We start from the raw sequence: 13309 nt of genomic DNA on the forward strand, positions 1-13309 counted from the left end.
TCAACTCACTAATGCGGTCGCGGCCAGCGGTTTCTGCTCAGTCCCGCATCGGGCGGCATCGACCTGCCGCAAGGTACAGATCGTCCGTTCAATCTCGGCCAGCGTTTCCGCCAGGGCCGGACTTAAAGAGACCAAAGCGGGCGCCGCCTGGCGCAAGGTTGCGGCCATCGACTTCAGCAGGTTTTCAGTCGTACCGAAGGGGCCCGTCGAGAATTGGCGGTACCGGTCCCACGCTTTCCCCTTGGCTTCCTCGCTGGTGAGTTCTCCACACCGGATCTGCGCCAGTTGCCGGATCAGCTCACTGGCCATGTAACCGTCACGCCCATGGAGCCGTTTGTCCGTTTGCCGCAGCTTGTCCAATGAATCGATTGTCCAATCTTCGTAGTAAAGCCTCGCCGCCGTGAGCACGGCATCGTGGCCTTCCTGGTTAATAGCAAGTTCGTCGATGATCCGGCCCAGGAGGCGCTCATAATAGGCCTCCGCCGTCTTGAAGCGCTCCCTCAGCTCGGGTGAACTCAGGTAACGGTCCCTGACGGCCATCACCTGTACGGCGTGGATCATTTCTTCACGGAGCGCCGACCGGATGCGCTGGCGATAACCTTCGGCATCCTTGTCCATAAGCTCCCAATCCGCCAACAGCGGGTAAAAAAAAGCCACAATGTTCACGCTGCCGAGATTGCCCACGTTGTAACAACACGCAAAGTACGGCGGCTTGCGTGCCTTGCCGCCTCGGCAACGAACCCTGACTCGCGAGACCGAGAATTTGATTCCCAGAGCCTCTGCGGCGATTTTGAACCGGCGGGTTTCCTCGAAGAAAATGACTTTCGGGTTCACCTCACAGGTCGTCCCTGCCGTTTCCGGACCATGTAGGTAATAAACCGCCATTGTTGTCGCCAGTGTTATTTTTAAAGCGAGCTGGATTTTTTCTGCGGCCAAACTAGCGCCCGGGTAAACGCATTCAATTCCATCCTCTACGACGATAATTTGATCAGGTGTATCACTTAAGAGGCAGTTTTTGTGCCCACCAAAGCGCACTCCTGAAGATGGCTGCACAAAAGGGCGGGTCGCGAGTGACTAGGTCCCTGGACGGCCGCTCTCATTGTGGTGGGCGACGGCAGACAATTTTTAGATCGTAGCGGCAACGCGGACCGGGAGCCAGCTTCCGGCTGCGCTTTTTTAGGCGCGACCGCCCGTTTGTAATTTGGCCGGTTCGCTTTAGGATACAATTCACTAAGTTTTCCTTTGTGGCGCGACCGGCACGCTCCTCCTGTGCGCTTACGGTGAGGTGAACGCAATTTTTCCTTGTTATGACTGCGAAACTTTTTTCCGAACTGAACCTCTCCCCGGAGCTGCTGAAAGCGATCGACCGCCTCGGGTATGAAAAGGCTACGCCCATCCAGGCAGAAACCATCCCCCTCCTGCTCAGCGGTCGCGACGTCATCGGTCAATCGCAAACCGGTTCGGGCAAAACCGCAGCCTTCGCCGTTCCCCTGGTTGAGCGAACCGATCCGCAGCAGGGCGTGGTGCAGGCGATCATCCTTTGCCCGACCCGCGAGCTCGCGGTTCAGGTGGCCGAGGAGGTTTTCAAAATGGCCGCCTTCAAACAAGGCCTTCATTGCGTGCCGATTTACGGCGGCCAGTCTTATGACCGCCAGTTGCGCGCCCTGCGCCAGGGTGCCCAGATCGTCATCGGAACCCCGGGCCGGGTTCTGGATCATCTGAGCCGCGGCACCTTGCGCCTGGATCAGGTCCGGATGGCCGTGCTCGATGAGGCTGATAAGATGCTCGACATGGGTTTCCGGGAGGACATCGAGGAGATCCTGCGAGCCGTACCGTCCACCCGGCAGTTCATTTGCTTTTCAGCAACGTTCTCAAAGCCGATCCAGGAATTGATCCGTACCTTCGGGCGCGACCCTCAGACGGTGCGCATCGAGCACAAGATGCTGACCGTCCCGACGGTTGAGCAGACCTATTATGAGATCCGTGGACGTTCCAAAACCGAGGTGCTTACCCGTCTCATCGACTTTCTCGATCTCAAACTCGCCATCATTTTTTGCAATACCAAACGGATGGTGGACGAACTCGCCGATGAACTGGTTGCCCGGGGTTACCTGGCCGACCGGTTGCACGGCGACATGAGCCAGGCCCAGCGGGACCGGGTGATGCAGAAATTCCGCACGGGTAATCTGGAGTTTCTGGTGGCCACGGACGTGGCGGCCCGCGGCCTGGATGTCGAAAACGTTGAGGTGGTGTTCAACTACGACTTGCCCTGGGACGAAGAGGACTACGTGCACCGGATCGGCCGGACCGGGCGCGTCGGCCGTTCGGGACGCGCCATCTCGTTTGCTGCCGGACGCGAGATCTACAAGCTGCAAAGCATTGAGCGCTACGCGCGGACCAAAATCCTCCGCCGCATGCCGCCTTCCCTGGAGCAGATCGAGGAAAAGCGGACCAGCGCCTTTTTCGAGCGAATCCGGGGTGCCCTTTTGCAGGACAACTTCCAAGCCGAACAAGACCTTGTGGATCGCCTGTTGGAGCAGGGATTCTTGTCGACCGATATCGCGTGTGCGGCCCTCCAGGAATTGCGAAAGGAAGACAATCGCCGCGTCGATGTGTCGCCCCGGCCTTCCGCCGAAGCGGCCGAGGATACCTTCGCAGGTGGTGGAGGCAGGAGACGGGATGGTGAGGGCATCCGGCGACGCAACCGTCCCCGGCCCAGCCGGCCGAAAAGGCCGCACCGCAATCGAGGGTAAGGCTCGAGGGATCCAGGCAAGGTGCCGTGAAGGCTTCGCGGCGCCCGTTTACCACGCTGCGTCCGGCGCTGGTTGTGCAAGCGGCATGCGCGCGCAGCCATCGGGGTGAGCAGGCCCGAATGAGGCTGCGTTTGGCGCTCACGCCCGCCGCTGAGACGCTCAACCCGTCTCCGTGAAAAAATCGGGGAGGCATCCCTCCCGCGCAGGCGTAGCGCAGGGCCGTTTCGGGCCTTATCCTATGAGAAAATTGGCTTGTCTGGCCATTATTAGTTTTTATCTTATTACACCGGTAACTCATTGTTGCCGGTGGTTGTCAGATGCGTGCTCTCCCGGAAGAAATGGTCAGCGTGGCCGATACGCGGCGGTTTGCAGGGCGGATGGCCTGCACCTGCGCAGGGGTGTCGGCGTTAATGAGCTGCGTCGTGATGGCAGGCTGGATATTCCACTGCCGTATTTTGATCAGCTTCATGCCGGGGCTGGTGCCGATGGAGTTCAGTCTTGCGTTCGGCGCGGTCGTGGTCAGCGTATCGCTTTTGCTGGCCGCAATGGAGCGACGCCATCGGCGGTCGGGGCTGTACCGGGCGCTGAAGTATGGATCCGTCGCGCTCGCGTGCGTGGCGCTGCTGGTGGCGGGTTATAGTTTGTTGGAGTCATTTACCAGGATGGGCTTGGGGATTGATCGAGGCCTCTGGCCCGACACCTTTGACGATGCGGGCCGACTTCCCATCCGTCCCTCGCCTGCCGGGGCGATCGCGGTCGGGCTGGCCGGCATGGCCCTCCTTGCCTGGCGCCGTCCAGGAGGGCTGGCGCTGTATTCCGGCTGCATCGTCGCGCTGATTTGCCTGGCCTGGCTTTCGGTCGCAGCCTTGGTTTACGGGGCGTTCGATCGGGAGCCGGCAGTGTTTCGCAGCGTCCTCCCTATGCCGGCGGCGGCTGCTTTCGTTTCGGCGGCCACCGGGTTCGTGTTTCTACGCCCGTTTGAAGGCATGCTGCGGCTTTTCTCGAGCCCTTGGCGGGCCGGTTCGCTTGCCCGGCGGCTGGTACCGGCCGGCGCGTTTCTGACGGTGGCGCTTGGCTTTGGCACTTTGTGGGCGCAGCGCCGCTGGGGCCTGGGCCCGGCGCTCGGCCTGGCGGGGTATGGGACGGGGGTATTCGTTTCGCTCGCAGCCCTTTCGCTGCGCGGCGTGATGGCGCTGGACCGGCTCGACCGGCGTCACCGGCGGGCTGAACGGGAGGTGCAACGCGCCCTGGTGCGTGCCCAGGCCTTTTACGAATTCGCACCGGGCGGAATGGTGGTCATGGACTCAGCGGGGAGAATCCAAACCGTCAATTCAGAGATCGAACGGCTTTTCGGGTACGAACGATCTGAACTGATCGACTACCCCATCGGTCACCTGCTGCCCGGTGTGCAGATGCTGCAGGCCGTTGTCAACGTGCCGGCTCAACACCGCAGCGGGTCGCGATTCGCCGTCGAGGTCCGCTTCAATCCGCTCGCCACCTCCGGAGGCCGGTTTGTGATTGCCTCCATTCGCGACGTTAGCAAGCAGGAGGCGGCCCTTCAGGCATTGCGCGAGCGGGAATCCCTCCTGGCCGAGGCTCAACGGCTGGCGCACCTCGGCAGCTGGTCGCGCAATCTGACTACCGGCCTGGAAACCTGGTCGGACGAGCTATACCGGATCCTGGGTTATGCGCCGCAGAGGGTGCCGGCAGACCAGGCGCTGATTAGAGGCGCGCTTCATCCCGAGGATAAAGCGGCTGGGATCGCCATGATGGGGACTGCGCCGGACCAACCGGAATACCGGGACGTCAAGTGCCGGATCCTGAGAGGCACCAACGAGGTGCGCTACCTCCGCTGCTCCGCCACGGTGCTAAGGGACAGCTTTGGCACCCCGGTGTCTTTGCTCGGCATCATGCTCGACGTCACCGAGCAGGAAATGGTCGCACGGGCCTTGGAGGAAAGTGAGGAGCGCTTTCGCAGCGCGATCGAACATTCCGCCATCGGGATGGCCATCCTGGCGCTTGACGGCCGCTTTCTAAAAGTCAACCGCGCGTTATGCGAGCTCGTCGGGCGAGGCGAGCAGCAGATGCTCGCGATGACGTTTCAGGGAATCACCCACCCGGACGATCTGGAGGCCAGCCTTACCCAGATGCAGGCGCTCCTTGTCGGGGAGGCCAGCTGTTGCCAACTGGATAAGCGGTACCTTCACCAGAACGGCCGGATCGTCTGGGTTATGGTTACCTGTACCGTGATACGCAACAGCGACGGCCATCCGTTGCATTTCGTGAAGCAGATCCAGGACATCACGACTCGTAGAGAGGGTGAGCGACAAACCAAGGCTTCCCTGGCCGAAAAAGAGGTGCTGCTGCGCGAGATCCATCATCGGGTAAAAAATAACATGCAGGTGATCTCGAGCCTCCTCGAGCTCCACGCCGCCGGTCTGCGGGACCCGGCGGATGTCGAGATCTTTAAGGGTTGCCAGATGCGCATTCACGCGATGGCCCTGGTGCACGACCGGCTCTACCGGGCCAACTCACTGGCCACGATCGATTTCGGGGCGCACCTGGTTGACCTGGCGGCGCTGATCGGCCGAAGCCAGTGTAAGACCGGCCGGAGAATCGTGCTTACCACCGACTGCGAGAGCGTCGAGCTTAACCTCGATACGGCCCTGCCGCTTGGACTGATCGCCACCGAACTGGTCTCCAACGCCTACAAACACGCGTTTCGCGACCGGGAGAAGGGCCGCATCGGCGTGGCCTGGAAAAGCTTGCCGGACTGCAAGGTGGCCCTTCGGGTCACCGACGACGGTGCCGGCTTTCCGGGTGGGATCGAACCGGCAAAAACCAACTCGCTCGGGCTCCGGCTGGTCCGGATGCTCGTTCGTCAGATCCGGGGCGAATTAAGATTTTCTAATGGGAATCTAAATTCCATTGAAATTATCCTGACTATAAACGGAGATAAGGGTTAGCGGTGGAACAAGTTATGTCCGTGTCATGCGAGCCAGACGCCGGTCGGGCTGAGAAAGGGCCGGCTATCCTGATAGTGGAGGACGAAAGCCTCGTGGCCATCCACCTCGAGGATCGCCTCACGAAGATCGGTTACGAAGTCTGTGGGGTGAGCGACAGCGCCGCTGAAGCGGTCGCTATCGCTCTTGCGCAAACGCCCGATCTGGTGTTGATGGACATTCACCTGCACGGTGAACGGGACGGGATCGACGCGGCCGCCGAGATCCGGAAGATAGCCGACGTACCCATCATTTTTGTCACGGCTCATGCCGACGATGCCACGCTGAAACGCGCCGGGATTACCGAGCCGTTCGGTTACGTGCTCAAGCCGTTTGACGAGCGCGAGCTGAAAGCCACCATCGAGATCGCGCTGTACCGCAAACGGACGGAGCAAAGGCTTCGAAAGGTGGAACAGTGGTTGTCGGCCACGCTCGGGAGCATGGGGGACGGGGTAATCGCAACGGATGCGTACGGGCAGATCAAATTCATCAATGCCATCGGCGAGGCGATCACCGGGTGGAGCCGGGAACTGGCGCTGGGCCGGCACTTTTATGACGTATTCGTGGTGGAAAAAGGGGCGGAGGGACCGCCCGTAACCGATCTTCTCGAGCGCGCCACCGTGGACGGCCTGGCCATTGCCCTGGAAGAGGGGCACTGTTTGCGGACGCGCGAAGGCAGGCACGTGGCGTTGGATGACAGCATCGCGCCTATTCGCGAGAGAGACGGCACCTTAACCGGGTACGTAACGGTGTTTCGCGACGCGACGGCCCGCAAAGAGGCGCAGGAGGAACGGTTGCGGCTTGAAGAAAAGATGCGCGAGGCCCTCCGCTTGGAGAGCCTGGGCCAGGTGGCCAGCGGCGTCGCGCATGATTTCAACAACCTGCTGGTAGCCGTCACGTTGAACACCTCGCTCGCCCGTACCCTGGTGAGGGAGGGTACGCCCATGGCCGAGTTGCTGGACGAGATCAAAACCGCCGCGAGCCGGGCCGCGCGGCTCTGCAACCAGATGTTGGCGTATGCAGGCGGGGGTTCCCTGGTGATGAGGGCATTGAACCTGAACTCCTTCGTGCGGGAGGCGGCACCGCTGCTGAAGGTGGTTATCCAGAACCACGCGACGCTGGCATTGAATTTGGAAGAGAGCTTGCCGCCGATCCTGGCCGACGGCGCGGAACTCTACCAAATGGTGATGAATCTCGTTCTCAACGCGTCTGAGGCGCTTGGTGAGGGGTCGGGGTGCCTCAGCATCGGGACCCGCCGGTTTCGAGCCGATCAATCCTTTCTAGCCGAATGCCGCCTGAATTCCGAGTTGTCCGAAGGTGAATACGTTCTTCTGGAAGTCAGCGACCCCGGTCACGGCATGAGCCCCGAGACGCTCACCCGCATCTTCGACCCGTTTTTTACGACCAAGTTTACCGGACGAGGGCTCGGCTTGTCGGCGGTCCTGGGCATCGTGCGCGCGCACGGCGGCGCGATCCACGTCGAAAGCACGCCGGGGCAGGGTACGACGTTCCGGATCCTATTCCCGCGGGCAAGTAGCCCGCCGGTGGTGGGAACGGCGCGGGCCGTTAACATGAGCTGGAAAACCAGCGGGCGGGCACTTCTCATCGACGACGAACCGATCGTCCGTCTGGCCGCCACCCACGCCCTCCGTCACTGCGGCTTTGAGGTCGAGACGGCTGAGAACGGCCGGCAGGCGATCCAGAAACTGCTTGAGCGGGCCGGTGGCTACCGGGTGGTTCTGCTTGACCTGACCATGCCTGAGCTCCACGGCGACTACGTGCTCAAGGTCATCCGAACCCATTTTCCGCGGCTTCCCGTCGTGATCATGAGCGGCTACACGGAGCGGAAGGTAAAACCTCTCTATGAGGAGGATAGTGGAACGGTCTTTATGCAAAAGCCGTTTTCGCTCGAGAAGCTCGTGGAAAAACTGACCCTACTGTTGGGAGAAAGCTGACGCGATCTGCGGATCAGACGGGTGGTTTCCAACGCGCGGCCATTTAGTTAATACCATTCAGACGTTATCTCGATAGAATGTCGGCTCGGGGGGCGCCGGAGGGTGCTCCGTGGCTGGTTGAATCGGCCTTGGACCCAATGGACCCGGAGACCTTGGCCGGCCCGTCGGGCCTGGACCGTTTATACGGTTTAACAGGTGTAACGCCGGCAGGGCACCGGGGAAGGAAGACAAGATTTTACCTCCATGGCCGTCGAAACGGTGTAAGGCCGCCGGAAGGGGCCGCTTTCAGCCGTAAGCCGTACGATCCACGCAGGCCGGTGCGCAAAAATAAACACTGCGCGCCATGTTTCAGGCATCCGCCGTGCTCATGATCCGGCACGGACGGGGCCGGAAGCGCGTGGTTTCCCGTGAAAGGTGCCCGGTAACCCTGGATTCACCGTCTTTTTCAGGGGTAAGGGCCGGAGGTGGCACGCGTCGCGCTTCAGGTCGGATTTCTCGAACACACATTCTACTAACCATCCGAAAACCTACCTTGAACATCGCCCAATTTAAATCCGCGGGACACTGGCCGACGTTGCTGGCAGCTTTTATTTACTTTGACTTTTCCTTTATGGTTTGGACGGTGCTTGGCCCCCTGGGGGTCCAGATCGGTGAAAGTCTGCACCTCACCGCCGAACAGAGGGGCTTGATGGTGGCAGTGCCGATCCTGTCGGGCGCATTGTTAAGGATTGTGCTCGGGCTGGCGGTCGACCGGTTCGGCGCCAAGAGAACGGGCATTACCGCCCAATTGATTGTCATGGCCGGCCTGGCCACCGCCTGGCTGGTCGGGCTTGGGGGTTTTGAGGCCACCCTGCTTTTAGGCATGGTGCTGGGGTTTGCCGGGGCAAGTTTCGCCGTGGCCCTGCCGCAGGCCGGCCGCTGGTACCCGCCTCACTTGCAGGGAATGGTCATGGGCCTGGCTGGAGCCGGCAACGTCGGCACGGTGCTCGATGCCCTGCTCGCACCCCGGCTGGCTGCGGCCTACGGGTGGCGGGTCGTCTTCGGGCTGGCGCTCATCCCGGCGGTGCTCGTTCTGCTGTTCTACGCCTTGGTGTCCCGAGAGGCTCCCGTTCAGGTGACGCCCAAGCGGCTCGGCGATTACTGGAAACTCCTGAAAGACCGGGATGCCCATTGGTTTTGCTTCTATTACACCATTTCATTCGGCGGGTTTGTGGGGCTGGCCAGCTCCTACGTCCTCTTCTTCAAAAGCGAATTCAACGTGCCGGCCGTGCACGCGGGCGACCTGGCTGCCCTCTGCACCTTTACCGGCGCGATGCTGCGACCCGTAGGCGGCGCCTGGGCCGATCGGGCCGGGGGCATCCGTGCGCTTTACCGCTTTTACCTGACCGCGGCGCTGGCGCTGTTGGCGGCGGCGCTCGGTCAAAATCTCTATTTTGCCCTCGCGATGCTCCTGGTGGCTTCCGGTGCGCTTGGAATGGCCAACGGTTCGGTGTTTCAACTCCTGCCGCAACGTTTCGGCAAGGATATCGGCGTAATGACGGGGCTGGTCGGCGCCGGCGGCGGGGTAGGCGGCTTTTACCTCGCCAGTTCCCTGGGCTTATCCAAAGGTCTGACCGGATCGTACCTGGCCGGTTTCTGCGTTTTTGCCGGGCTCTGCCTGCTGGCCATCGCCGGCCTCAGCATCGTGAAACTGCGCTGGCGAACCACGTGGGGCGCCGTGGCCGGTGCGCGAATCTAGTCGATCTGGTCGGTCCGGCTCGACCGTAAAGGCGCGACCACGAAGTGAAAATAAATGCCACCAGCTTTGGCTGCGCGCGTTCGGATCAGCAACCGTCGCAAGACGCCTTTGCGGTGAAGTCCTGGGGCGAGACGCTCATCGCCGTGCTGGCGGACGGCGCGGGCGGAGCCAAGGCAGGCGGGGAGGCGGCCGCCCGGGTCGTCGAATCGCTGGTCAATAACTATGCGGTTCGTCCAAAGAGTTGGAGCCCGCAGAAGGCCCTGGCGGAGTTTACCCGGCTGGTAAACCAACGCCTCTACCAGGATTCGCTCATCCGCTACGGATCGCCCGAGATGGTTTCCACGGTGTCCGTAGCGGTGATCGAAGGCGATAAACTTCATGGCTTGAACGTCGGCGACTCACGGGTCTACCTCTCCCGCGGCGGTGAGCTCCGCCGGCTCTCGGATGACCACGTGTGCAAAGAGCCCGGCATGCGCCACGTGCTCGATCGCGCCGTCGGCATCGCGCCGGAAGTGAACCCGCACTTTTTCGAAGTCGACCTCGTGGACGGAGATATTGCGCTGCTCTGCTCGGATGGCGTTTCCAACGTGCTCGACGAGGCGATGCTCGGCGCCAAGCTGCGGGCGCGATGGGCAGCCCGGGCTTTGGTTTCCAACGCCCGGGCAAAGGCGACGCCCGAGGCGCTCGACGATATGAGTGCCGTCGTGCTTGACATCGCGGAGACCGGTAAACTCCAGGCCGTGAGCAAAATTCCGCTCAAGATTCCTGCGTCGCTGCGCAAAGGTGACGTGATCGACGGGTTCACCTTGCTGAAACCGTTTCAGCACAGTGATCGCGCTTGGCTGGCCGCCCGCGAGGGCCAGCGTTTCGTGTTGAAATTTGCGCCGCTGGAGGCTCGTGACGACGAGGAGGTGCTCAACCAGTTCGTCAAGGAGACGTGGAACGCCACGCGCCTGCAGGCGTCCGACTTTTTTGTCCGTGCCTTTCTGCCGGATCAGGCCTCCGTGCGTTGCTACGCGATGGAATTCATCGAAGCGCCCAGCTTGAGAACGCTGCTGCGCTCCCGCCCCCTGGCGGTCGATGAGGCCATCGCGCTGGGAAAGTTTCTGCTGAACGCAAGCCAGCACCTGCTTCGGTTTGACCTCGTGCATGGCGACGTCAAGCCGGAAAACATCCTCGTCTTGAGCAGTTACGACACCATCACGTTCAAGCTGGTGGACCTCGGGAGCACGTCCGAACTCTTCTCCATAACGTCACGGGCCGGTACCGCCAGTTACCTGGCGCCCGAGCGTTTTCACGAAGCGCCTGTTTCCGAACGTACCGAGGTCTATGCCATCGGCGTCACCCTTTTCGAAGCCCTTACCCGGAGTTTCCCTTACGGTGAAATTGAGCGTTTTCAGACGCCGCACTTTCACGAGGTGAAAACGCTGTCCCGCCTGAACCCGAACGTGCCGCCCTGGCTGGAATCGGTACTGTTTCGGGCGATCTCACCGGACCCGGAGCGGCGGTACCGGAATTACTCCGAAATGCTTTTTGAGCTTGAGCACCCTGACCAGGTCCAGCCGTTCCGCCGCAAGAACGGCGCATTCCTGGAACGAAACCCGGTCGCTTTCTACCGGGCCATGTGTCTGCTTCTGCTGGTGCTCTGCGCCGGCCTGATTGTGAAGCTGCTGGCCGCAGGCGTTAAACTACCGTGAACGGACCGGCAGCCGCCTCAAAATGCAATATCAAACATATTTACTATACCAAGCGGGGGCGTTCGCAACTGCCCGCACTCCCCCCTGGCGTCCGGTACCCGGGCTCCTACCGGTAACGGTGGCGATGGTGCGCGGCGCGCGTTCGGCTCTGGCGATGGACGTGGGAGCGGTAGACCCTTCGGGAACGAACGTAGCGCCGGTAAATCGCGCGACGGCCGCGGGACGGCCGGTAAAAGTGCCGAGCCGGGGCGGTAATCACGGGCGCCTGAATTCCGTACGGGTTGCCTTCTTGCCGCTGCGCCAGGAGCCCTGCAGCGATGGCGCGCGCCAGTCGTTCCTGGTAATCGCCCCGATCCGCCAGGCGGCTTTCTTCCGGATTGGTCAGAAAGCCGCACTCGCAAAGGATCGCCGGCACGGCTGAACGCCGGACGACGAAAAAGCCGCGCCAGTGAACGTAGCGATCCTCGGCCCCGGTGGCCGCGAGAATCGCGCGGTGAACCCGCGTTGCCAACCCCAGGCTGTCCGCCCGGTAAAAGTACGTTTCAATTCCGCGGGCGCTCCAACGGAAGGCCGCATTGAAATGGATGCTGACGAAGACTGCACGCCCTTGGAAGTAATACGTGGCCGCCGCACGTTGGCCCAAGGGCACGAACTCGTCCGCGTTACGGGTCATCACCACCCGCAGGCCGGCAGAGCGAAGAATGCGCGCAAGCCGGCGCGCAACGGCCAGCGTGACGGTTTTCTCCTGCGGATAGGTTCGCAGGCCCAGGATGCCGCCCGGATCGTACCCGCCGTGGCCGGGGTCAACGACGACCGTGTCAAAGCCGCGCGGCCCTTCACCCAGCGCCAGGGGTGAAAAACTAAAAAAAAGTAAAAACGCAGACAAGGCCAAAACCGATGCGCCGGATCTGAACTGCAATTGATGGGCAAACACGGGCCGATATATAGCGCAACTGAAAGCTTTGCGCCCGTGAGGGACAAAAAAATTGTCGCACTGCTGATTCACTCGCTGAGGCGCGGATTCCCGCCGAACCGTCCCGAACTCACTATAAAACGACAATTATATCGTAAAGTTTACTTGAAATTATCATATTTATTGGTCTATGGGTAATGGGCTTTAAATTCTCTTAAATATGAAGATGATAGTATATGGCGCTCTGGCGATCGGTTCTTTAACCTACGTTTCTGCGGATTTTGCAGTGCCAGCCAAGGATCAGGTGCGCCGTTCAGGCCATCAGGAGGATAAAGCCTGGGAATCTCTCCGGGGGCACAGCCCTGCCCCGAAAGTCAGTTGGACTCCCCTCCGCCCGAAAGTTCAACGGGTATAGCCGCCGGCCGGGCCGTCGCGTGACGGGATACCGGGGCGCGGAAAGAGGGGACTTTTCCCGGCCGTGCAACCCGGACCGATCGCTCGTTGCCATTGCCCCCCTTAGGGCATAAAATCAGCCCCAAGGGGGATGAAAAAGAAAGGATTCAGCCGGTGACCCGTGGAGCGGGGCAGATCCCGATGCCGGGTAATCGCGGAAGCTTGCCCGCGGGTGCGGCGACCCGCGTCAAGCTTAAGGTTGCAGGGAAGTGGTGTGCGCGGCGACGATCTTCCACTCACTGTCCATCCGGCGTACCACCAGGGTTGAAGTCCCGACAACCTTGCTTCGCGGGCGCCCCAGCAGCATATCCCACCATAAGAGCACGTAGGCCATGTCGGGCTCGAGCATCTGAACCTTCACGCGCTGGGCCTCAAGATAACCCATCAGTGAGCGGTCAGAAAACCCGTTCACGTAATTTGCGTAGAGTTGGTCCCAGCCGAAGACCTGCTCCCCGTCATCGAGATACACCAGCTTCGGGCTTTTCCAGTAGGCTGCCATAAAGCCCTCAATGTCTTGAGAATTCCAGGCTGCCACCTGCCCCATGATCAGGAGATATACCTGGTGGGCACTCGACTGCTCGCCGTTTGCTGAATCCGAAGAAACCGAGTCGAAGGTCCAAACCTGATCAGCGCTTGAGGCCAGCGCCGGCGCTGCACATGCGGTGGCAAGCAGCAGGGCCAAAAACACCGTTTTCAAACTCCTACCCATCCTTAAGAGTTATCATTTATATGATAATATGCTCCCAAATCTAGTATTTTCGGTAATGTTGTCTGTTTTTTAACGAAAATTGCGCCGGT

At 61.0% G+C, this 13309-nt stretch carries 8 protein-coding genes; 5 read left to right on the forward strand and 3 right to left on the reverse strand.

All coding sequences use genetic code 11. The features are described from left to right. Complete coding sequence (locus JO015_08230; GenBank protein MBV9999086.1) at positions 1-885, reverse strand: hypothetical protein; 885 nt, start codon at positions 883-885, stop codon at positions 1-3. 422 nt (positions 886-1307) lie between these two features. Between JO015_08230 and JO015_08235 the strand changes: the two genes are divergently transcribed. The 5 genes from JO015_08235 (at position 1308) to JO015_08255 (ending at position 11145) form a co-directional block, all read left to right on the forward strand. Further along, the gene (locus tag JO015_08235; GenBank protein ID MBV9999087.1) at positions 1308-2753 is read left to right on the forward strand and encodes a DEAD/DEAH box helicase; all 1446 of its coding nucleotides are present in this window, start codon (positions 1308-1310) and stop codon (positions 2751-2753) included. Between the two features lie 317 nt (positions 2754-3070). Further along, entirely contained in the window at positions 3071-5719 is a 2649-nt protein-coding gene (locus JO015_08240; GenBank protein MBV9999088.1) for a PAS domain S-box protein, read from the forward strand. A 14-nt stretch (positions 5720-5733) separates the two neighbouring features. After that, positions 5734-7710 carry a response regulator gene (locus JO015_08245; GenBank protein MBV9999089.1) on the forward strand — a complete coding sequence of 659 codons (1977 nt, stop codon included), beginning with the start codon at positions 5734-5736 and terminating at the stop codon, positions 7708-7710. Between the two features lie 610 nt (positions 7711-8320). Then, complete coding sequence (locus JO015_08250) at positions 8321-9448, forward strand: NarK/NasA family nitrate transporter (protein MBV9999090.1); 1128 nt, start codon at positions 8321-8323, stop codon at positions 9446-9448. Between the two features lie 44 nt (positions 9449-9492). Continuing rightward, positions 9493-11145: a bifunctional protein-serine/threonine kinase/phosphatase gene (locus JO015_08255; GenBank protein MBV9999091.1), complete on the forward strand. Its 1653-nt coding sequence runs from the start codon at positions 9493-9495 to the stop codon at positions 11143-11145. 106 nt (positions 11146-11251) lie between these two features. Here JO015_08255 and JO015_08260 read toward each other — a convergent pair whose 3' ends face one another. Both JO015_08260 and JO015_08265 read right to left on the reverse strand, forming a co-directional pair. Continuing rightward, positions 11252-12079: an N-acetylmuramoyl-L-alanine amidase gene (locus JO015_08260; protein MBV9999092.1), complete on the reverse strand. Its 828-nt coding sequence runs from the start codon at positions 12077-12079 to the stop codon at positions 11252-11254. Between the two features lie 625 nt (positions 12080-12704). Continuing rightward, complete coding sequence (locus JO015_08265; GenBank protein ID MBV9999093.1) at positions 12705-13208, reverse strand: DUF3225 domain-containing protein; 504 nt, start codon at positions 13206-13208, stop codon at positions 12705-12707. Between the last annotated feature and the right edge of the window lie 101 nt (positions 13209-13309).

Source organism: Verrucomicrobiota bacterium (assembly GCA_019247695.1).
Lineage (GTDB): Bacteria > Verrucomicrobiota > Verrucomicrobiia > Chthoniobacterales > JAFAMB01 > JAFBAP01.